Annotated in this window: 16 protein-coding genes and 1 riboswitch; of the genes, 12 read left to right on the top strand and 4 right to left on the bottom strand. The window is 70.3% G+C overall.

Annotated features, from left to right (window positions below; all coding sequences use genetic code 11):
- Positions 1-26: 26 nt before the first annotated feature.
- Positions 27-1,343, bottom strand: coding sequence for a citrate/2-methylcitrate synthase (locus tag ACIPEK_RS19665; protein WP_401997551.1), 1,317 nt, complete (start codon positions 1,341-1,343; stop codon positions 27-29).
- Positions 1,344-1,453: 110 nt separating this feature from the next.
- Between ACIPEK_RS19665 and ACIPEK_RS19670 the strand changes: the two genes are divergently transcribed.
- The gene (locus ACIPEK_RS19670; RefSeq protein ID WP_401997554.1) at positions 1,454-2,614 is read left to right on the top strand and encodes a citrate synthase/methylcitrate synthase; all 1,161 of its coding nucleotides are present in this window, start codon (positions 1,454-1,456) and stop codon (positions 2,612-2,614) included.
- Between the two features lie 21 nt (positions 2,615-2,635).
- Positions 2,636-3,769 carry a CobW family GTP-binding protein gene (locus ACIPEK_RS19675; RefSeq protein ID WP_401997557.1) on the top strand — a complete coding sequence of 378 codons (1,134 nt, stop codon included), beginning with the start codon at positions 2,636-2,638 and terminating at the stop codon, positions 3,767-3,769.
- Between the two features lie 29 nt (positions 3,770-3,798).
- On the opposite strand, the gene ACIPEK_RS19680 is transcribed toward ACIPEK_RS19675, so the two are convergent.
- Positions 3,799-6,249 (bottom strand): DNA topoisomerase (ATP-hydrolyzing) subunit A, encoded by a 2,451-nt coding sequence (locus tag ACIPEK_RS19680; RefSeq protein ID WP_401997560.1) that lies wholly within the window; start codon positions 6,247-6,249, stop codon positions 3,799-3,801.
- Between the two features lie 270 nt (positions 6,250-6,519).
- Between ACIPEK_RS19680 and ACIPEK_RS19685 the strand changes: the two genes are divergently transcribed.
- The 4 genes from ACIPEK_RS19685 to ACIPEK_RS19700 all read left to right on the top strand — a co-directional run bounded on the left by ACIPEK_RS19685 (position 6,520) and on the right by ACIPEK_RS19700 (position 11,545).
- On the top strand, positions 6,520-7,908 hold the full coding sequence (locus tag ACIPEK_RS19685) for a M16 family metallopeptidase (protein ID WP_383073694.1): 1,389 nt from the start codon (positions 6,520-6,522) through the stop codon (positions 7,906-7,908).
- Between the two features lie 26 nt (positions 7,909-7,934).
- Positions 7,935-9,317 carry a M16 family metallopeptidase gene (locus tag ACIPEK_RS19690; RefSeq protein ID WP_401997811.1) on the top strand — a complete coding sequence of 461 codons (1,383 nt, stop codon included), beginning with the start codon at positions 7,935-7,937 and terminating at the stop codon, positions 9,315-9,317.
- Between the two features lie 345 nt (positions 9,318-9,662).
- Positions 9,663-9,829: riboswitch (cyclic di-AMP (ydaO/yuaA leader) on the top strand.
- A 13-nt stretch (positions 9,830-9,842) separates the two neighbouring features.
- A complete protein-coding gene (locus tag ACIPEK_RS19695; protein ID WP_401997564.1) occupies positions 9,843-10,643 on the top strand; it encodes a M23 family metallopeptidase in 801 nt (266 codons plus the stop codon).
- 224 nt (positions 10,644-10,867) lie between these two features.
- Positions 10,868-11,545, top strand: a complete 678-nt coding sequence (locus ACIPEK_RS19700) for a GntR family transcriptional regulator (RefSeq protein WP_401997567.1) — start codon at positions 10,868-10,870, stop codon at positions 11,543-11,545.
- 142 nt (positions 11,546-11,687) lie between these two features.
- On the opposite strand, the gene ACIPEK_RS19705 is transcribed toward ACIPEK_RS19700, so the two are convergent.
- Positions 11,688-11,969: an HPr family phosphocarrier protein gene (locus ACIPEK_RS19705; RefSeq protein WP_093898943.1), complete on the bottom strand. Its 282-nt coding sequence runs from the start codon at positions 11,967-11,969 to the stop codon at positions 11,688-11,690.
- Between the two features lie 172 nt (positions 11,970-12,141).
- On the opposite strand from ACIPEK_RS19705, the gene ACIPEK_RS19710 reads away from it, so the two are divergent.
- The 5 genes from ACIPEK_RS19710 to ACIPEK_RS19730 all read left to right on the top strand — a co-directional run bounded on the left by ACIPEK_RS19710 (position 12,142) and on the right by ACIPEK_RS19730 (position 18,660).
- Positions 12,142-15,093: a GNAT family N-acetyltransferase gene (locus tag ACIPEK_RS19710; RefSeq protein ID WP_401997570.1), complete on the top strand. Its 2,952-nt coding sequence runs from the start codon at positions 12,142-12,144 to the stop codon at positions 15,091-15,093.
- A 129-nt stretch (positions 15,094-15,222) separates the two neighbouring features.
- On the top strand, positions 15,223-15,819 hold the full coding sequence (locus ACIPEK_RS19715; RefSeq protein ID WP_401997573.1) for a DUF5998 family protein: 597 nt from the start codon (positions 15,223-15,225) through the stop codon (positions 15,817-15,819).
- On the top strand, positions 15,819-17,006 hold the full coding sequence (locus tag ACIPEK_RS19720) for an alkaline phosphatase family protein (RefSeq protein WP_401997576.1): 1,188 nt from the start codon (positions 15,819-15,821) through the stop codon (positions 17,004-17,006). Before ACIPEK_RS19715 ends, ACIPEK_RS19720 begins: the two co-directional genes overlap by 1 nt.
- An 81-nt stretch (positions 17,007-17,087) precedes the next feature.
- Complete coding sequence (locus ACIPEK_RS19725; protein WP_093898947.1) at positions 17,088-17,738, top strand: thymidine kinase; 651 nt, start codon at positions 17,088-17,090, stop codon at positions 17,736-17,738.
- Between the two features lie 43 nt (positions 17,739-17,781).
- Positions 17,782-18,660, top strand: coding sequence for a PaaX family transcriptional regulator C-terminal domain-containing protein (locus ACIPEK_RS19730; RefSeq protein ID WP_401997579.1), 879 nt, complete (start codon positions 17,782-17,784; stop codon positions 18,658-18,660).
- 21 nt (positions 18,661-18,681) lie between these two features.
- Here the strand turns inward: ACIPEK_RS19730 and ACIPEK_RS19735 are convergent, their stop codons facing one another.
- Complete coding sequence (locus tag ACIPEK_RS19735; protein WP_401997582.1) at positions 18,682-19,458, bottom strand: VOC family protein; 777 nt, start codon at positions 19,456-19,458, stop codon at positions 18,682-18,684.
- Positions 19,459-19,691: 233 nt separating this feature from the next.
- On the opposite strand from ACIPEK_RS19735, the gene ACIPEK_RS19740 reads away from it, so the two are divergent.
- Positions 19,692-20,519 carry a sulfurtransferase gene (locus ACIPEK_RS19740; protein ID WP_383078761.1) on the top strand — a complete coding sequence of 276 codons (828 nt, stop codon included), beginning with the start codon at positions 19,692-19,694 and terminating at the stop codon, positions 20,517-20,519.
- The last annotated feature ends 150 nt before the right edge of the window (positions 20,520-20,669 follow it).

Consider the following 20,669-nt stretch of genomic DNA (forward strand, 5'->3'; position numbering starts at 1 on the left):
TCCCGATTTTGCGTTGGACGGACTGTCTATTGCATCGGTCCACCCGCAGCGGTGGGCAGCGGCTGAGGGGGGCGGGGGCCTCCGTACTGGCCACTGGGGCGTATACGCAGCGGCCGTTCTCCGTACTCCTCCAGTGCGTGCGCGATCCAGCCCGCCGTGCGTGACACCGCGAACACCGTCTCGCCCGCCTCCGCGGCCATGCCCGAGGAGACCGAGAGCACGGCGAGCGCGAGGTCGACATTGGCGTGCAGGGGTGCGTGGCGGGCGGTCGTGGTGACCACGTCGCGCGCTGCGGCGAGCGCGGGGGCCGCCTGCGGGACGTCCGCGAGCAGGGCGAACAGCGTCTGTGCCCGCGGGTCCTCGGAGCTGTACAGGCGGTGGCCGAGCCCCGGGACCCTGCGTCCGGTACGGAGATGATCCGCGACCACCGGCACCGCGCTGCCCTGCTCCAGGACCTCGGTCAGCATTCGGTGCGCCAGACCGCTCGCGGCCCCGTGCAGCGGGCCCTCCAGGACTCCCAGGCCTGCGGAGACCACCGCGTACGGATGGGCATGGGCGGATGCGGCGACCCTGGCGGCCAGTGTCGACGCCGCGAGATCGTGGTCGATCAGCAGGACGAGGGCGGTGTCCAGTGCGGCGACTGACGGCTCGTCGGCCGGCCGGGCAGTGAGCTTCGGCCACAGCCGCCGTGCCAGCCCGGCCCCATTTCCGTCCGCCCTTCCTTCGGATCCGTCACCCGTCGAAGATGCGTCCGAGGACAGGGGCAGCGCTCCGACCAGGGTCGGAATCAGGCTCCGTGCACTGGCGAGCACCGCTTCGCGCGAGAGGTCGAAGCGGAGCGGATCGGCGGTCGCCGCGGCGATCACGGCCACCCGCAGCCGGTCCGTCGAGCCGCTGTGCACGGGCAGCGATTCGACCGCCCGGCGTGCCGCAGCCAGCGCCTCAGCAGGTGCCGTGAAGCGGATGCCGGGCCGCAGATCTCCGGTCCAGAGCCATTCGGCGACCTCCTCGTAGGCGTACTGCCTGGCCAGTGCGGTCGCGTCGACGCCACGGAAGTAGTAGCGGTCTCTTTCGATCAGAGTGATGCCGGTGCGGAAGACCAGATCACCGGTGGCGGCCGAGGACTCCCGGCGGCCTGTGCGCCGGGCCAGCGCATCGACCTCCGCGACGTCGAACGTGCTGCCGCGTCCGCCGGGAGCGCGTCTGCTGCTCAGCTGACCCCGGCTGACATAGGCGTACACCGTCTCGGGCTTCACACCGAGGCGCTCAGCCGTCTCCCGGGTGCTGAGCCGCTGCGGGGCCGTCGCACCGGGGCCGTCGCCGGGTGCTGCTTGATCCTTCATGTCGCCAACCGTATCCATATTGACTCAATCAACATTGACAGGATTGAAGTCAATCATAGATGGTCGAATCAATGTTGATGAGATCCACCGGGACGCTCACGGAGGAAGAGATGCCGACCATGACCAGCGCAACCCCGCTCGACGTACCTCGAGGGCTCGCCGGAGTCGTCGTCACCGACACGGCCCTCGGCGATGTTCGCGGGCGCGAGGGCTTCTACCACTACCGGCAGTACTCGGCGATCGAACTGGCACAGACCCGCAGCTTCGAGGACGTCTGGTACCTGATGTTCGAGGGCACGCTGCCCGATGCCGCAGCCGGTGGCGAATTCGCCGCCCGCACCGCCGCACTGCGCCGACTGCCCGCGGAAGTACGCGAGGCCCTGCCCGCCACAGCCCGCGCGGGAGCCGTCTCCGGACCCCTGGCCGGCCTGCGCACCGCACTCTCGCTCCTCGGCGCCTCGGCCGGCTTCCGGCCGGTGTACGACATCGACGCCGACCGGCGCCGCAGCGACGCCCTTGCCGCCTGCGCCGCCGTCCCCACCGTGCTCACCGCCCTGCACCGGCTCGGCCAGGGCCTCGAACCGGTCGAGCCGCGCGATGATCTGCCCTACGCGGCCAACTACCTCTACATGCTCACCGGTTCCATACCGGACGCCGCACGTGTCAGGGCCGTGGAGCAGTACCTGATCTCCACCATCGACCACGGCTTCAACGCCTCGACCTTCACCGGCCGCGTCGTCGCCTCCACCGGCGCCGATGTCGCGGCCTGTCTGGTGGCGGCCGTCGGCGCGCTCTCCGGACCGCTGCACGGCGGAGCGCCCAGCCGCGCCCTCGACACCCTGGACGCCATCGGCACCCCCGACCGCATCGACGGCTGGATCCGCGAACGGGTGCTCGCGGGTGAGCGGATCATGGGCTTCGGTCACCCCGTGTACCGCACCGAGGACCCGCGCTCACGCATGCTGCGCGGAATCGCCCAGGGCTTCGGCGGCCCGCTCGTCGACTTCGCCGTCGAGGTCGAACGGCAGGTCGAGGCGATCCTCGCCGAGCTCAAGCCGGGCCGTGAGCTGCACACCAACGTGGAGTTCTACGCCGGAGTCGTCATGGAGCTGTGCGGGCTGCCGCGCGAGATGTTCACGCCGACGTTCTGCGCGGCGCGGGTGGTCGGCTGGAGCGCCAATATCCTGGAACAGGCGGAGGACTCGAAGATCATCCGTCCGGCGGCCCGATACGTCGGTACGCCCCCGCCGCAGCCGGTCCCGGCGCCCTGACGTCCCCGAGGAAGGTCCCCGTTGAGCCCGTCGTCCCCGCCCCGCAAGCAGCAGATCCCGGTCATCGTCCTTGCGGGGTTCCTGGGATCCGGCAAGACGACACTGCTCAACCACCTCCTCCGTAACCGTGCGGGAAACCGGATCGGCGTGATCGTCAACGACTTCGGCTCCATCGAGATCGACGCCATGACGGTCTCGGGGCAGGTCGGCTCGACGGTCTCGCTGGGCAACGGATGCCTGTGCTGCGCGGTCGACGTGAGCGAACTCGACACCTTCCTGGAGACGCTGACCCGGCCCGCCGCCCGCCTCGACGTGATCGTCATCGAGGCCAGCGGACTGGCGGAGCCGCAGGAGCTGGTGCGCATGCTCCTGGCCAGCGACAACCCACACATCGTGTACGGGGGACTGGTGGAGGTCGTCGATGCCGCAGAGTTCGATGCCAGCCGGGAGCGCCATCCGGAGATCGACCGCCATCTCGCTGTCGCCGATCTTGTCGTGCTCAACAAGACCGATCGGGTCGGGAGCGAGGAACAGGCCCGTATCCGGGACGTCATCGCTGCGGCAGGTGCCCCGTTCGGCGACGCAGCGGCGGGTGGCAGCGCGGCTGCCGTCATCTGCGCCACGTACGGACGCATCGACCCCGAGCTGCTCTTCGATCCGGCGCTGCGGCCGGACGGTGAGGAGAAGGCGCGCCAGCTCACTTTCGAGGATCTGCTCCTGGCGAAGCGGGCCGAGGAAGAGGCCGGCGCCGGTCACGGTCACCATCTGCATGCGGCGTACGAGAGCGTGTCCTTCACCGCTGACGTCCCCATGAACCCCCGCCGATTGATGGAGTTTCTCGACTCCAGGCCGCAGGGTCTCTACCGGATCAAGGGGTTCGTCGACTTCGGCGTGGGCGACCGCGGCAACAAGTACGTCCTGCACGCGGTCGGCAGGTTCCTGCGGTTCGACCCGCAGCTGTGGACCCGCGACGAACCGCGCCTCACGCAGCTGGTGCTGATCGGCTCAGGCATCGATCCGGAGCAGCTTCACAAGGAGCTGGCCGACTGCCGCGAGAGCGCAGCACCGACGCCTGACACGGCGCAGGACGCCGCACATGAACGAAGCATGTGGGGCGTCCTGCGGTACGTGCACCGGCCCGACGACGACGCGTAGCGGCAGGCCACCCGTCGTCGGCCGACTGCCTACACCGGCCCCGCGATCACCGCGACCGGCTTGGCCAGCGGCGTCCCCGAACCGTCACGCCGCGGGTCGGGCTCCGGCAGCTCGGTCGGCGTGCCGTTCTTCTGCGCGGCCCGGGCGGGCGTCGCGCCCGCCCAGCCGAACACCAGAACGTCCTCGCCCTTGAGGAAACGCTGGCAGCGCACCCCACCGGTGGCCCGGCCCTTGCGCGGATACTGGTCGAACGGGGTGAGCTTGGACGTCAGCACCGAGTCGTCCAGCGTGCCGTGCGAGCCCGCCACCGTGAACACCACGGCGTCCGCCGCCGGATCCACCGCCGTGAACGAGATCACCTCGGCATCCGCCGTGAGTTTGATCCCCGCCATGCCTCCCGCGGGCCGGCCCTGCGGCCGCACCTGTGCCGCCGGGTAGCGCAGCAACTGCGCGTCGGACGTGATGAAGACCAGGTCCTCCTCGCCCGTACGCAGCTCGGCCGCGCCGACGATCCGGTCACCGTCCTTGAGGGCGATGACCTCCAACTCGTCCTTGTTGGACGGGTAGTCCGGCACCACCCGCTTGATGACCCCCTGAAGAGTGCCGATCGCCAGGCCGGGGGAGGCCTCGTCGAGCGTGGTGAGGCAGATGACCTCCTCGTCGCTCTCCAGCGTGAGGAACTCCGAAACCATCGCACCGCCCGAAAGGTTGGGCGCGGCATGGGTGTCCGGCAACTGGGGCAGATCGATCACCACAAGCCGCAGCAGCCGCCCTGTGGACGTCACCACGCCCACATCGCCACGGGCCGTCGCCGGTACGGCCGACACGATCACATCGTGCTTGGCTCGCTTGGCGTCCTCGGCGAAGACGATCGGATCGTCATTGGCGGTACGGGCCAGCAGGCCGGTCGAGGACAGCAGCACCCGGCACGGGTCGTCCGCGACCTCGAGCGGCACCGAGGCGACCTGCGAACCAGCCGACTCCAGCAGCACCGTACGCCGGTCGGTTCCGAACTTCTTGGCGACCGCTGCCAGTTCGGAGGAGACGAGCTTGCGCAGCTCGGTGTCCGATTCGAGGATGGCGGTCAGCTCGTCGATCTCGGTGTTGAGCCGGTCCCGCTCGCTCTCCAGCTCGATCCGGTCGAACCGGGTCAGCCGGCGCAGCGGGGTGTCCAGGATGTACTGCGTCTGGGTCTCGCTCAGCGAGAAGTGCTCGATGAGCCGCTCCTTCGCCTGCGCCGAGTTGTCGCTGGACCGGATGAGCCGGATGACCTCGTCGATGTCGATCAGCGCGACGAGCAGGCCCTCGACCAGATGCAGCCGGTCGCGACGCTTGCCCCGGCGGAACTCGCTGCGTCGGCGCACCACGTCGAAGCGGTGGTCGAGATAGACCTCGAGGAGCTCCTTGAGGCCCAGAGTGAGCGGCTGTCCGTCGACCAGTGCCACATTGTTGATACCGAAGGAATCCTCCATCGGAGTCAGCTTGTAGAGCTGTTCCAGCACGGCCTCCGGCACGAAGCCGTTCTTCACCTCGATGACCAGGCGCAGGCCGTGCTCGCGGTCGGTCAGGTCCTTCACGTCCGCGATGCCCTGGAGCTTCTTCGCCGAGACCAGATCCTTGATCTTGGCGATCACCTTCTCCGGGCCGACGGCGAAGGGAAGTTCGGTGACGACCAGACCCTTGCGGCGCGCCGTCACATTTTCCACGGCGACGGTCGCACGGATCTTGAACGTGCCGCGCCCGCCGGCGTACGCATCCTTGATGCCGCCCAGGCCCACGATCCGGCCACCCGTCGGCAGATCGGGACCGGGGACGAACCGCATCAGGGTCTCCAGGTCCGCACCCGGATGCTTGATCAGATGGCGGGCGGCGGCGATGACCTCGCCCAGGTTGTGCGGCGGCATATTGGTCGCCATGCCGACCGCGATCCCGGACGACCCGTTGACCAGGAGGTTGGGGTACGCGGCGGGGAGAACGGTCGGCTCCTGCTCCTGACCGTCGTAATTCGACTGGAAAGCGACGGTGTCCTCGTCGATCGACTCCGTCATCAGTGACGTCGCGTCGGCCATCCGGCACTCGGTGTACCGCATGGCGGCCGGCGGGTCGTCGTTTCCGAGCGAGCCGAAGTTGCCGTGGCCGTCGACCAGGGGGAGCCGCATGGAGAACGGCTGCGCCAGACGGACCAGCGCGTCGTAGATCGACGCATCGCCGTGCGGGTGCAACTTGCCCATGACCTCGCCGACGACACGGGCGCACTTCACATAGCCGCGGTCGGGGCGCAGGCCCATCTCGTTCATCTGGTACACGATGCGGCGGTGCACCGGCTTCATGCCGTCACGGGCATCCGGCAGGGCCCGTGAGTAGATCACCGAGTACGCGTACTCAAGGAAGGAGCCCTGCATTTCGTCGACGACGTCGATGTCGAGGATCTTCTCCTCGAAGTCGTCCGGCGGCGGGGTCTTCGTGCTGCGGCGGGCCATCGCTGCTGCGACTCCTTCACGGATTCTGTTCGGGCAACCTCAGGTTCTGACGCGGACCATTGTGGACCGCCGCACTGACATCGCCGACCTCGACCCGTCCCAAGAGCCGTTCCCGACCCCTGCCGAGGTGGTTTCACGACCCGTCCCGCAGGGGATGCGCCCCTCTTTCACGCGAACTTCCGCGGTATGGGAACTTCGCCAGGTGTCTGTGCGCTTGCTTACAGTGGGAGGTCTCGCAGGAAATCCAGTATCGCGATCGAAGGGACGTACATGCCCATGGGTCACACGGCCACAGCCCAGGCCGGCTCCGGCGGCTTGACAGCGACCGAGCACCGTCTGGCCAACGGCCTGCGCGTGGTGCTCTCCGAGGACCATCTGACCCCGGTCGCCGCGGTCTGCCTCTGGTACGACGTCGGCTCGCGCCACGAGGTCAAGGGACGCACCGGTCTGGCTCACCTCTTCGAGCACCTGATGTTCCAGGGCTCCGGCCAGGTCAAGGGGAACGGACACTTCGAGCTGGTGCAGGGAGCCGGCGGTTCGCTCAACGGGACCACCAGCTTCGAGCGCACCAACTACTTCGAGACCATGCCCACGCACCAGCTGGAGCTGGCTCTCTGGCTCGAGGCCGACCGGATGGGCTCGCTGCTCGCCGCGCTCGACGAGGAGTCCATGGAGAACCAGCGCGACGTCGTCAAGAACGAGCGCCGCCAGCGCTACGACAACGTCCCCTACGGCACGGCGTTCGAGAAGCTGACGGCACTGGCCTACCCCGAGGGTCACCCATACCACCACACACCGATCGGCTCGATGGCGGACCTGGACGCCGCGACCCTCGAGGACGCCCGTACCTTCTTCCGTACGTACTACGCGCCCAACAACGCGGTGCTCTCGGTCGTCGGCGACATCGACCCCGAGCAGACCCTCGCCTGGATCGAGAAGTACTTCGGCTCCATCCCGTCCCACGACGGCAAGCAGCCGCCGCGCGACGGCACGCTCCCCGAGACCATCGGCGAGCAGCTGCGCGAAGAGGTGCGTGAGGAGGTTCCGGCGCGGGCGCTGATGGCCGCCTACCGGCTGCCGCACGACGGCACCCGTGAATGTGACGCGGCAGACCTCGCGCTGACCGTGCTCGGCGGCGGCGAGTCGTCGCGGCTGCACAACCGCCTGGTCCGCCGTGACCGCACGGCCGTGGCGGCCGGGTTCGGGCTGCTGCGGTTGGCCGGTGCGCCCTCGCTGGGCTGGCTGGACGTCAAGACGTCCGGCGGCGTAGAGGTGCCGCAGATCGAGGCGGCGGTCGACGAGGAGCTTGCCCGGTTCGCCGCCGAGGGCCCCACGCCCGAGGAAATGGAACGCGCGCAGGCCCAGTTGGAGCGCGAGTGGCTGGACCGGCTCGGTACGGTCGCGGGCCGCGCCGACGAACTCTGCCGGTTTGCCGTGCTGTTCGGCGACCCGCAGCTCGCCCTCACCGCCGTACGGCGGGTACTCGATGTCACCGCGGCAGAGGTCCAGGCGGTCGCCAAGGCCCAGCTGCGCCCCGACAACCGGGCGGTGCTGGTCTACGAGCCGGTCGAATCGGCCGAGCCCGCAGACGCAGCGGACACCGAGACCGGCGCCGACGGCGCCGACGACACCGACGCGCACGAAGGAGCGGACAAGTGACCGACGCTGCCGCGACTGGAGTTTCGATGCAGTACCACCCGCAGCCGGCCCCCGGCCTCGCCCGCCCCTGGGCCTTCCCCGCGCCGGAGCGCGGCACCCTGCCCAACGGCCTCACGGTGCTGCGCTGCCACCGCCCCGGCCAGCAGGTCGTGGCGGTCGAGATCTTCCTCGACGCCCCGCTGGACGCCGAGCCCGAGGGCCTCGACGGCGTGGCCACGATCATGTCGCGGGCGCTGTCCGAGGGCACCGACAAGCACACCGCCGAGGAGTTCGCCGCCGAGCTGGAGCGCTGCGGCGCCACCCTCGACGCGCACGCCGACCACCCCGGCGTCCGGGTCTCCCTGGAGGTCCCGGCCTCCCGGCTGGCCAAGGCGCTCGCGCTGGTCGCCGAGGCGCTGCGGGCGCCCGCCTTCGCCGACAGCGAGATCGAACGGCTGGTACGCAACCGGCTCGACGAGATCCCGCACGAGCAGGCCAACCCGGCCCGGCGAGCCGCCAAGCAGCTCTCCAAGGAGCTCTTCCCGGCCGCGGCGCGGATGTCGCGCCCGCGCCAGGGCACCGAGGAGACGGTGGAGCGGATCGACTCGGCGGCCGTGCGCGCCTTCTTCGACGCCCACGTCCGGCCGTCCACGGCGACCGCCGTGGTCGTCGGCGACCTCACCGGCATCGACCTGGACGCCCTGCTCGCCGATACCCTCGGCGACTGGTCGGGAGACACCGCGGAGCCCCGTCCCGCCCCGCCGATCACCGCCGACGACACCGGCCGAGTGGTGATCGTCGACCGTCCGGGCGCGGTGCAGACGCAGCTGCTGATCGGCCGGATCGGCGCCGACCGGCACGACAGCGTGTGGCCGGCCCAGGTGCTGGGCACGTACTGCCTGGGCGGCACGCTCACCTCCCGGCTGGACCGTGTGCTGCGCGAGGAGAAGGGCTACACCTACGGCGTACGGGCCTTCGCCCAGGTGCTGCGGTCGTCGGCCCCGGATTCCGCCTCGGGGGCGACCGGTGCCGCCATGCTCGCCATCAGCGGATCGGTGGACACGGAATCCACGGGACCGGCGCTGAAGGACCTGTGGACGGTCCTGCGGACCCTGGCGGCCGAGGGGCTGACCGATGAAGAGCGTGAGACGGCCGTGCAGAACCTCGTGGGTGTCGCACCGCTGAAGTTCGAGACGGCGGCCTCGGTCGCGGGCACCCTCGCCGACCAGGTCGAGCAGCATCTCCCGGACGACTACCAGGCACAGTTGTACGCCCGGCTCGCGGAGACCGGCACGGTCGAGGCGACCGCTGCGGTGGTCAACGCCTTCCCGGGTGACCGGCTGGTCACGATCCTCGTCGGTGACGCGTCACAGATCGAGGAGCCGGTCCGGGCCCTGGGCATCGGAGAGGTGTCGGTGGTGGCCGGCTGACGGGCATACCCGACACCGGACGACCGTCCGGGCAGAGGCGGGCGACCCCCGCCCGGCCGGCCCGTTGCGTGTAACAGTCCACCGGTCGACTTTCACATTCGACCGAGCGCCGAAGGCAACGGCCGGCCCATCGACCCGTCATATGTCCGCATATCGGGACTAAAGGAAGACTCCTGTGAGCGAAATCTCTCCGGAGTCTTCCTTTTTGTCCATTTCGGTAGGGAGGTTGCCTGTCTGCCCTGTGGGATGCGCTACAAAACGGCCTGTCCGTTTGGTGAATGTAAGTCACCCCGCTTAGCGTCGGCTGGGCTGTCCGTCACTCGTATGCCGCATCCGTGACGTACCGGGCAGCCATCGCCGAGTCCCCGTCAGGCGCGAGCCTGGGGAGCCGGGGACCCATGCAGTCCCTGGGGTGAATCGGATGCCTGAGCCCGGATGGGGCCAGGGCGTCCGTAGGAGACCTTCCTGCTCCGAACCCGTCAGCTAACCCGGTAGGCGAGAAGGAAGGAAAGGATCAGCCACTTCATGGCGTTCACCCGTGCCACCGGGAAGCATCGTGCCCCGAGCCGACTGACGCGCAGCAGCGCGAAGATCGCCGGCGTCGCCGCTCTGGCCACCACCGGCGTCATAGGCAGCATGGCCTCTCCGGCCCTCGCCGCGGACTCCTCCGTCAGCGAGACCGGCCTGAACCAGGTCATCGCCATCGAGGGCACCCTCGCCGGCCAGATCGAGGCCCAGGCCGACGCGCAGAAGCGCCAGGCCGATGTCGCGGCGAAGGCGAAGGTGGAGGCCCAGCGGAAGGCCGAGGCCAAGAAGAGGGCCGAAGCCAAGAAGAAGGCCGATGTCGACGCGAAGCGCGCGGCCGAGGCGCGCGCCGAGAAGGCCCGCGCCGCCCGGTCCGCCGAACGCACCCGCCTGGGTTACTTCCAGCTCCCGGTCGCCGGTTCGTACGTCACCACCGGCTACAAGTCCAGCGGCTCGCTCTGGTCCTCAGGCAGTCACTCGGGCATCGACTTCCACGCCGCGTCCGGTACCTCCGTCGTCGCCGTCGGCGCCGGTACGGTCGTCGAGGCCGGCTGGGGAGGTGCGTACGGCAACAACATCGTGCTCCGGATGACGGACGGCACGTACACGCAGTACGGCCACCTCTCCTTGATCGGCGTCTCCGTCGGCCAGAGCGTCGGCGCGGGCCAGCAGATCGGCCTCTCCGGCTCGACCGGCAACTCCACCGGCCCGCACCTCCACTTCGAGGCCCGGACCACGCCGTCGTACGGCTCCGACATGGACCCCGTCGCGTACCTGCGCGCCCACGGCGTCAACGTCTGACCGACGCTCCACTCGCAGCACCCCTTCGAAGGCCCCGCACGCCGGGGCCTTCGCCGTGCCCGGCCCCCGCGCCCGCCTGCGGTACCTGCTCCCCGAACCGTCCCGTGGCCAAAAGATATTCATGAATTTCCACCCGGCATCGGAAATTCGGCCGCATTGCAATAGGGTCACAGAGCAGGCGTCGGTCGGCCGCGTTTCGCGGGGATTAAGGCGGAGGTTCGGACATGCGCATTCCGGCGCATTCGGTATGCATGGCAATCCGTGACGACATCGTCTCGGGTGTCTTCGAACGCGGCAGCCGGCTCACCGAGGAGTTGCTTGCGCGCCGTTACGGGGTCTCCCGTGTCCCGGTACGGGAGGCGCTGCGCACCCTGGAGTCCGAGGGGTTCGTGGTCACCCGCCGGCACGCGGGCGCCTGCGTTGCCGAGCCCACCGAGCAGGAGGCCGCCGACCTCCTGGAGGTCCGGATGCTGCTGGAGCCGCTGGGCGCCGCCCGCGCCGCGCAGCGCCGCACCGAGGCGCATCTCAAGGTATTGCGTGGTCTGGTCAGGCTCGGCCAGGAACGGGCCCGGCGCGGCGAGGGGGAGGATCTGCGCTCGCTGGGCGGCTGGTTCCACGAGACGTTGGCGCAGGCCTGCGGCAGCCCCGGCCTGATCGGGCTGCTCACCCAGCTCCGCCACAAGATCGCCTGGATGTACACGGTCGAGCAGTCGGCCCGCCCGGTGGACTCCTGGGCCGAGCGCGGGGCCATTGTGGACGCGGTGGCGCGGCGTGACGCGGAACGGGCCAGGGCACTGGCCACCCGGCACGCCGAAAGGGCCGCGGCCGCGCACCGGCTGCGCCGCGCCGACCGGGTGAGGACTTCGCAACATTCCGCAAATATCGCGGGCATTCGGAATTAACAATTACGCCGTATGCAAAGAGTCGTAATTCTTCGAGGGCTTCCTTTGGGTTGCCTGAATTTGCTCCGGTCGTCCCGGGTCAGGGATGCGAAAAAGCCGCAGCCCTCAATAAGGGTGCCGCGGCTCTCTTGCGGAAAATGGTTCAGACGGTCTCCGGAAGCTCGTCGAGCCCTTCGGCGACCAGTTTCGCCAGACGGTCCAGGGCGGCTTCGGAGTCGTCGGCCTCGGACGCGAGCACGATCTCCTCGCCGCCGTGCGCGCCGAGACCGAGCACCGCGAGCATGGAGGCGGCGTTCACCGGGTTGCCGTCGGCCTTGGAGATCGTCACGGGGACGCCGGAAGCCGTAGCGGCACGGACGAAGATGGAAGCGGGGCGGGCGTGCAGGCCCTCGGCCCAACCGACGTTGACGCGGCGCTCAGCCATGGTTCTGCCCTTCACGAATCAATGGTTGTCTAGACCAGTCTCTCATGTGGTGCGCGATGCTCCGGCCGGCCTGCGGAACGCCCACAACCCGTGCTCCACCGCAGATCGGCCCCCTCAGACTGCCCCGGCCCCAAGACCTACGCGACCGCTGACGGAGCCGTAGTCTTTGCGCATGCAGCCCTCGCCGGAGCAGAGTCCGCATCACGCGTACCCCGACCACTGGGAAGCGGACGTGGTCCTCCGCGACGGAGGAACCGCCCGGATCAGGCCCATCACCACGGACGACGCCGAACGGCTGGTCAGCTTCTACGAGCAGGTCTCCGACGAGTCGAAGTACTACCGCTTCTTCGCCCCGTACCCGCGTCTGTCCGACAGGGACGTGCACCGCTTCACCCATCACGACTACGTCGACCGGGTGGGGCTCGCGGTCACGGTCGGCGGCGAGTTCATCGCGACCGTCCGCTACGACCGGATCGACGAGCGGGGCAGGCCCGCTTCCGCGCCCGCCGACGAGGCCGAGGTCGCCTTCCTCGTTCAGGACGCGCATCAGGGCCGGGGCGTGGCATCGGCGCTCCTCGAACACATTGCGGCCGTCGCCCGCGAGCGCGGCATCCGCCGCTTCGCTGCCGAGGTGCTGCCCGCAAACAACAAGATGATCAAGGTGTTCCGGGACGCCGGGTACACCCAGCAGCGGAGTTTCGAGGACGGCTCCGTCCACCTCACTCTGGACCTCGAACCGACTGCCGAGTCGCTCGCCGTGCAGCGCGGCCGTGAGCAGCGGGCCGAGGCGCGCTCCGTGCAACGGCTGCTCGCCCCCGGATCCGTCGCCGTCATCGGCGCGGGCCGTACTCCCGGCGGGGTCGGCCGCACGGTCCTGCGCAACCTCCTCGGGGCCGGCTTCACCGGCCGTACGTACGCGGTGAACCGCGCCTTCGCCGCCGGCCAGGGCACGATCGACGGTGTCCCTGCCCACCGTTCCGTCGGCGAGATCGACGAACAGGTGGATCTCGCGGTCGTCGCCGTCCCCGCCGACCGGGTTCCGGAGGCCGTCGCCGACTGCGGCGAGCACGGTGTCCAGGGCCTGGTCGTCCTCTCCGCGGGGTACGCCGAATGGGGCGCCGAAGGCAGGGAACGGCAGCGTGAACTGGTCCGCCAGGCCCGCTCGTACGGGATGCGGATCATCGGCCCGAATGCCTTCGGTGTCATCAACAACTCCGAAGCCGTCCGGCTGAACGCCTCCCTCGCCCCCGAGCCGCCCGCCCCCGGACGCATCGGCCTCTTCACCCAGTCCGGAGCGATCGGTATCGCGCTGCTCTCCGGGCTCTACCGGCGCGGCGCAGGCCTGTCCACCTTCATCTCCGCCGGCAACCGCGCCGACATCTCGGGCAACGACTTCCTGCAGTACTGGTACGAGGACCCGGACACCGACGTCGCCCTTCTGTACCTCGAATCGCTCGGCAACCCGCGCAAGTTCACCCGCCTCGCGCGGCGCACCGCGGCCGTGAAGCCGGTGGTCGTGGTGAAGGGGGCCCGGCACAGCGGCTCCACCCCACCCGGCCATGCGGTGCCGGTCAGCCGGATCCCGGACGCGACGGTCTCCGCGCTCATGCGGCAGGCGGGCGTGATCCGCGTCGACACCGTTACGGAGATGGTCGACGCGGGTCTCCTCCTCGCCGATCAGCCCCTCCCGGCGGGCCCGCGGGTCGCGATCCTCGGCAACTCCGAATCGCTCGGCCTGCTCACGTACGACGCCTGTCTGGCCGAGGGGCTGCGCCCGCGCCCGCCCCGCGACCTCACCACCGCCGCCACCCCGCAGGACTTCCGGGATGCCCTGGCCCAAGCCCTCGCCGACGAGGGCTGCGACTCGGTGGTCGTGACGGCGATCCCGTGGGTGGGCGAGAACGGCGAGGCGGAATCGGGCGACGGCGAGGTGCTGGCGACCGCGCTGCACGCGGCCGCCGCGGCCGGTCCCGCCAAGCCGGTGGCCGTCGTCCATGTGGAGATCGGCGGCCTGGCGGAGGCCCTCGCCGCGGCCACCAGCACGGTCGCACTGCCGCGTCCTTCGACACAGTCCTCCGCAGCCGCAACACCCCCGCGCGCCGGAGCCGCCACCACGACCGGCCCCGCCCTTGCGCATACCCCCTCACCCGGAGCCGGCAGCGGCACAGCCGGCGCCGCCACCGATGCGGGCAGCGACGAGGGCGCTGGTGCCGCCGCGGGCACTGACAGCGGCCCCGGCATCCGGAGCGGCCGGATTCCCGCCTACCCCGCCGCCGAACGGGCCGTGCGTGCCCTGGCCGAAGCGGTGAGATACGCGCAGTGGCGACGGCAGGCCGCCGTGCCCGGCAAGGTACCCGAGTTCCTCGACGACACCATCGACGAGCCGGGTGCCGCCGACCTGATCGGAACCCTTCTCGGCCCCGACCCCGACCCGCGGGGCAGACCGCTCGCACACGACGAGGCGCGCGAACTCCTGGGCCGCTACGGCATCACCGTACGGCCGACGCTTCCGGCCCCCGACCCGGAAGCCGCTGTCGCCGCGGCGGCACAGCTCGGCTATCCCGTGGCGCTCAAGACCACGGCGCCCCATCTGCGTCACCGCGCCGATCTCGGCGGTGTCCGGCTGGACCTCGCCAACGAGAGCGTGTTGCACCGGGCGTACGGCGAACTGACCGAACTGCTCGGCAAGCCCGCCGAACTCCAGCCCGTCGTCCAGGCCATGGCGCCGCGCGGCGTCGATACCGTCGTAAGGGCCACGATCGACCCGGCGGCGGGTGCCGTCCTCTCCTTCGGGCTCGCGGGCGCGCCCTCCGAACTCCTCGGCGACACCGCCCACCGCCTCGTTCCGGCCACCGACCGCGACGCCGCCGAGCTGATCCGGTCCATCCGGGCGGCGCCGGTGCTGTTCGGCTGGCGTGGCGCGGCGCCCGTGGACACCGCGGCGCTGGAAGAGCTGCTGCTGCGGGTGTCCCGGCTGGTCGACGACCATCCCGAGGTGGTCTCCATCGCCCTGGAACCGGTCGTGGTCGCCACTCAGGGGCTGACCGTCCTCGGCGCGAGCGTCCGGCTCTCGCCGCCCCCGGCCCGCACCGACCTCGGCCCCCGCCGCCTCCCCAACTACTGACCGGCGGCGCACCGTCTCGTCCCCGATCGCCGTACGGGCGCCAAGCCGGGTTCCTTCACCGCTGGGGCCCCGGTCCGCCCTGCCGCACAACGTCCCCGGCAGTCATCTGTCCCCCGTAGGATGGTCCTCATGGCAAAGACCGGTACGACGACCCAGGGGCTGCGCGCGGCGATCGAGCGCAGTGGCTACTACCCGGCCCTCGTGGCCGAGGCGGTGGAGGCCGCCGTGGGCGGTGAGCCGGTCGTTTCGTACCTGGTGCACCAGGAGACCACCTTCGACTCCAACGAGGTGCGCCGCCACGTCACGGTCCTGGTCCTGACGGACAACCGTTTCATTGTCAGCCACACCGACGAGCAGAACGCGGACACCAGCTCCCCGACGCCGTACGCCACCACCTCCACCGAGTCGGTCAAGCTCGACCGGATCTCGTCGGTCGTGGTGAGCCGTGTCGTGGCCAACCCCGAGAAGTACGTTCCGGGCACGCTGCCCCGCGAGGTCGTCCTCACCATCGGATGGGGAGCGGTCTCCCGGATCGACCTGGAGCCGGCCGCCTGCGGCGACCCCAACTGCGAGGCCGACCACGGCTACACCGGCAGCTCCACCGCCGACGATCTGAGCCTGCGGGTCAGCGAGGCCGGTGACGGCCCGGACACCGTGCGCCAGACCCTCGCCTTCGCCCAGGCGCTCTCCGAGGCCACGGCCGCGACTGCGGCGACCGGTCGCTGATGGCCCAGCCGGCCTGGCAGGACCCCGTTCTGCTCCCCGTCGACACCGCCCCCGTGCCGGAGTACGGCAGCGGCTCGCTCTGCGATCTGCTGCCCACGATCGCCGCCGGACAGGGTGTACCCGGCTTCACCGCCGCGATCCCCGAACTCACCCCTGCCGACCGGAACTGCGTGTTCCTGATAGATGGTCTCGGTTGGGAGCAGATCAAGGCCCACCCGGACGAGGCACCGTTTCTGCACTCCCTGCTGCCCACCTCGCGCGGCGGCACCGGCCGTCCGATCACGGCGGGCTTCCCGGCCACCACCGCGACCTCACTGGCCTCGGTAGGTACCGGGCTTCCGCCGGGGGAGCACGGCCTTCCCGGCTACACCGCGCGCAATCCGGAGACCGGCGAGCTGATGAACCAGCTCCGCTGGCAGCCCTGGACCTCGCCGAAGGCCTGGCAGCCGTACCCCACCGTCTTCAAGCTCGCCGACGCCGCCGGTGTGCGCACCGCCCAGGTCTCCGCCCCCGCCTTCGAGCAGACTCCGCTCACCAAGATCGCGCTCAGCGGGGGCTCGTTCCTCGGCCGGCTGTCCGGCGAGGAGCGGATGGACGTCGCCGCCGAACGGCTTGCCGCAGGTGACCGGTCGCTCGTCTACACGTACTACAGCGAGGTCGACGGCAAGGGCCATCGCTTCGGCGTCGACTCCGACGCCTGGCGCGGACAGCTGATGTACGTGGACGGCCTGGCCCGGCGGCTGGCCGAACAGCTCCCGCCCCGCTCGGCGCTGTACATCACCGCCGACCACGGCATGATCGACATCCCCTTCGACGAGCAGTCCCGGATCGACTTCGACGAGGACTGGGAACTGCGCGCGGGCGTCGCCCTGCTCGGCGGCGAGGGCCGGGCCCGTCATGTGTACGCCGTCCCGGGGGCCGAGAACGATGTGCTGACCGTCTGGAGGGAAGTGCTCGGCGAGCAGTTCTGGGTGGCGAGCCGGGACGAGGCGGTCGCGGCCGGCTGGTTCGGCCCGAAGATCGATGAACGTGTCCACGGCAGGATCGGCGACGTCGTCGCGGCGGCCCGCGACGACGTGGTGATCACCGCTTCGGTCAATGAGCCGCACGAGTCCGCCATGGTCGGCATGCATGGTTCGATGACCCCCGTCGAGCAGCTCGTCCCGCTGTTCGAAGTACGCTCGTAGGCGCGTTTTCCCTCTCCAGCGTTCCCCCACCACCATTTCCCCTGCCCCGCTTCGCCCCGCCCGAAAGGTGCTCAGCCCCTCATGCCCGAGCTTGTGTTCTTCTCCGGAACGATGGACTGCGGAAAGAGCACGCTGGCGCTGCAGATCGGCCACAACCGTTCGGCGCGCGGCCTGCAAGGCGTGATCTTCACCCGTGACGACCGGGCGGGGGAGGGCAAGCTCTCCTCACGTCTGGGGCTGGTCACCGAGGCAGTCGAGGCCGATGAGGGCATGGATCTGTACGCGCACCTCGTCGACCTCATCAGCCGGGGCGGCCGGGCGGACTACGTGATCGTGGACGAGGCGCAGTTCCTGGCTCCCGTCCAGATCGACCAGCTCGCCCGTATCGTCGACGACCTCGGCATGGACGTCTTCGCTTTCGGCATCACCACCGACTTCCGGACCAAGCTGTTCCCCGGATCCCAGCGGCTGATCGAACTGGCCGACCGGGTCGAGACGCTCCAGGTCGAGGCGCTCTGCTGGTGCGGTGCACGGGCCACGCACAACGCCCGAACGGTCGGCGGCGAGATGGTCGTCGAAGGTGCCCAGGTGGTCGTGGGAGACGTCAACCAGCAAGCGGGCGAGGTCGGTTACGAGGTGCTGTGCCGGCGTCACCACCAGCGCAGGACGACCAGCGCGAGCGCCCGCGCGGCCGCACTCTCGCCCGACGTGCTGCCCGTCACCTCTGCCTGAACCGTCCCCTCGGGCGTCGGGTGCGGATGCTTAGGATGACGCTGTGAACACGGTGAGCGGAAAAGAGGCCGAGTCCGAATCGGGCCCGCTGGGCAAGGTGCAGCCGAGGCAGCTGATCGTGACGGTCTACGGGCTGTACGCGCGCGACACCGAAGGCTGGATGTCCGTGGCCTCGCTGATCCAGCTGCTCGCCGACCTCGGCGTCGAGGGGCCGACCGTACGGTCCTCGGTCTCCCGGCTGAAGCGCGCCGGACTGCTCGAAGCCGAATCGGTCTCCGGAGCTGCCGGATACCGGATCTCACCCGAGACCGAGCGGATTCTGCGCGACGGCGATCCGCGGATCTTCGCGGCCCGGCGGGCCACCGCGGACGAGGGCTGGGTGCTGGTCGTCTTCTCGGTGCCCGAGTCCGAACGCGCCAAGCGGCACACCCTGCGCACCCAGCTCACCCGGCTCGGCTTCGGTTCCGTGTCCGCGGGGGTGTGGATCGCACCGGGACATGTGCACGACGAGGCGGAGGACATGCTGGCCCGGCACGGGCTGCGCTCGTACGCCGACCTCTTCCGGGCCGACTATCTGTCGGTGGGCGGGGGCACGGACGGGAGCGGGGACCTTGCGGCGAAGGTGCGCTCCTGGTGGGACACCGTCCGGCTGCAGCAGCTGTACGTCGAATTCCTCGCGGTGCACCGTCCGGTGGCCCAGCGGATCGCGAGCGGAAGTCCGGTGACGGACCGCGAGGCGTTCACGACGTACATCAGGGTCCTCACCGACTGGCGCCGGCTTGTCTACCTCGACCCCGGTGTCGCGCGTGAACTGCTGCCGGCCGAGTGGAGCGGAACCGAGGCGTCCGAGCTCTTCGACGAGTTGCACGCCCGGCTGGCCGGCCCCGCCCATCGGCATGTCGAACGGGTCCGGGCCGGCTGACCCGCTCTCGCAGCCGGCGGCTCAGCGAGCGGCCGTCCGTACGATTGTGAACACCGCACCCTCCGGATCAGCGACGGTCGCCACCCGGCCGTTCGACCCCTCCCGGACCGGCTGCAGGATGTATCCGCCGAGTTCCACCACGCGGTGCGCGGCCGCGTCGGTGTCGGTGACCTCGAAGTACGTCATCCAGTGCGGGCCCCGGTCGCGCGGCAGGGCGTGGCCCACGCCGTGCAGCGAGGCCACCGGACGGCCGTTCAGATGCAGGGTCTGGTAGTCGAAGTCGGCTGAGACGACCGCCTCCGCCTCGTAGCCGAAAACCGTCTGGTAGAACTTGCAGACCGTCGAGGTCTCGCTGGTCATCAGCTCGTTCCAGACCGGTGTGCCGTGGGCTCCCGCAAGCGCCGTCCCGACGTGCGCGGCGGCCTGCCAGATCCCGAAGACCGCACCGCTGGGATCGGAGGCGATGGCGAGCCGGCCTGCCTCGCCCGCGTCGAGCGGTCCGACGGCGACCGTGCCGCCGCAGGAGCGGATCATCTCCGCCGTGACATCGGCGTCGTCGGTGGCCAGATAGGTCGTCCAGGCGACCGGCAGATGGCGGTCGGACGGCAGCTGTCCGATGCCCGCGACCACTTTCCCGTCGATCAGCGCGCGGACGTACGGACCCAGCTGGTCCGGGCCGGGTACGAACTCCCAGCCGAACAGATCGGCGTAGAAGTCCTGGGTCGAGCTCAGGCCGTGCACAATCAGACTCACCCAGCATGGTGTTCCGGGCGTGCGCCGGGCGGCAGCCTCGGTCATCGTCACTCTCTCCTCGGACCATCGTGGTGGCCGTACGGGGGGAACGGGGCCGGTGTGCCGCCGTGCGGTACAGGATGTGTACGCCCCGTGCAGATGCTTGCACCACCCGGCGCACGATGTGCCCCGGCCGCGCCGCACTTTCCGGGATCTCGACAGAGAGAGACCGGTTTAATGCGATACGTCCGTTTCAAAGGTGTTACGGGTGGGGCGGCTCCTGCGCGAGGATGGCACCCATGAAGCCCATCATCACCGCATCCGAATGCGCGAGCGAGTCGGCGGGGCCACGTCCGCCGGTGCTCCTGGACGTACGTTGGCAGCTGGGCGGCCCGCACGGCCGTCCTGGCTACGAGGCCGGGCACATCCCCGGTGCGGTATTCGTCGATCTTGATGCGGAACTTGCCGGTCCGGCAGGCAGCGGCGGCCGTCACCCGCTGCCCGATCCGGAGGAATTCGGCGCGGTGATGCGCCGGGCCGGTGTCTCCCGGGACACTCCCGTGGTCGTGTACGACGGCGGCCAGGGCTGGGCGGCGGCGCGCGCCTGGTGGCTGCTGCGCTGGACGGGGCACGAGGACGTCCGGGTCCTGGACGGCGGTCTCGCGGCCTGGGAGGGGGAGCTTCAGACGGAGACCCCGACCCCGGCCGAGGGGGGCTTCCTGCCTGCACCCGGTGCTCTGCCGCTGCTGGACGCGGACGGGGCGGCGGTGCTGGCCCGCTCGGGTCTGCTGCTCGACGCGCGAGCCGCCGAACGCTACCGGGGCGATGTGGAGCCGATCGACCGGGTGGGCGGCCACATCCCGGGTGCCGTCTCGGCCCCGACTTCGGAGAATGCGGGGGACGACGGCCGATTCCTGCCCGCCGAATCGCTGGCGGCACGCTTCGAGAAGCTCGGTGCCGGCCGGGCGCCGGAGGTGGGCGTCTACTGCGGCTCCGGCGTCTCCGCCGCCCATGAGGTGCTGGCCCTGGCTGTTGCCGGGATCCCTGCGGCACTGTACGCGGGCTCCTGGTCCGAGTGGTCCGGTGACGAGTCCCGCCCGGTCGCAAAGGGCCCCGACCCCCAGTAACGGAGCGCGCACCGGTAGTAATGGAGTGCGCACCGGTCCGAGGGCAAGGAACCGCCTCAACAGGTTCCGTACGCGCACGGCACGAGTGGCGCACGCGGTACGAGGGATGCATGCGCCACGAGGCTCGCATGCCGCACGAGGGCCCGTACG

The sequence above is a fragment of the Streptomyces sp. NPDC088246 genome, assembly GCF_044741025.1.
GTDB lineage: Bacteria > Actinomycetota > Actinomycetes > Streptomycetales > Streptomycetaceae > Streptomyces.

Coding starts and splice junctions, on each gene's coding strand:
- ACIPEK_RS19665 (WP_401997551.1), bottom strand. CDS start 1,343: ATGAAGGATCAAGCAGCACCCGGCGACGGCCCCGGTGCGACGGCCCCG.
- ACIPEK_RS19670 (WP_401997554.1), top strand. CDS start 1,454: ATGCCGACCATGACCAGCGCAACCCCGCTCGACGTACCTCGAGGGCTC.
- ACIPEK_RS19680 (WP_401997560.1), bottom strand. CDS start 6,249: ATGGCCCGCCGCAGCACGAAGACCCCGCCGCCGGACGACTTCGAGGAG.
- ACIPEK_RS19685 (WP_383073694.1), top strand. CDS start 6,520: ATGCCCATGGGTCACACGGCCACAGCCCAGGCCGGCTCCGGCGGCTTG.
- ACIPEK_RS19690 (WP_401997811.1), top strand. CDS start 7,935: ATGCAGTACCACCCGCAGCCGGCCCCCGGCCTCGCCCGCCCCTGGGCC.
- ACIPEK_RS19695 (WP_401997564.1), top strand. CDS start 9,843: ATGGCGTTCACCCGTGCCACCGGGAAGCATCGTGCCCCGAGCCGACTG.
- ACIPEK_RS19700 (WP_401997567.1), top strand. CDS start 10,868: ATGCGCATTCCGGCGCATTCGGTATGCATGGCAATCCGTGACGACATC.
- ACIPEK_RS19705 (WP_093898943.1), bottom strand. CDS start 11,969: ATGGCTGAGCGCCGCGTCAACGTCGGTTGGGCCGAGGGCCTGCACGCC.
- ACIPEK_RS19710 (WP_401997570.1), top strand. CDS start 12,142: ATGCAGCCCTCGCCGGAGCAGAGTCCGCATCACGCGTACCCCGACCAC.
- ACIPEK_RS19715 (WP_401997573.1), top strand. CDS start 15,223: ATGGCAAAGACCGGTACGACGACCCAGGGGCTGCGCGCGGCGATCGAG.
- ACIPEK_RS19720 (WP_401997576.1), top strand. CDS start 15,819: ATGGCCCAGCCGGCCTGGCAGGACCCCGTTCTGCTCCCCGTCGACACC.
- ACIPEK_RS19725 (WP_093898947.1), top strand. CDS start 17,088: ATGCCCGAGCTTGTGTTCTTCTCCGGAACGATGGACTGCGGAAAGAGC.
- ACIPEK_RS19735 (WP_401997582.1), bottom strand. CDS start 19,458: ATGACCGAGGCTGCCGCCCGGCGCACGCCCGGAACACCATGCTGGGTG.
- ACIPEK_RS19740 (WP_383078761.1), top strand. CDS start 19,692: ATGAAGCCCATCATCACCGCATCCGAATGCGCGAGCGAGTCGGCGGGG.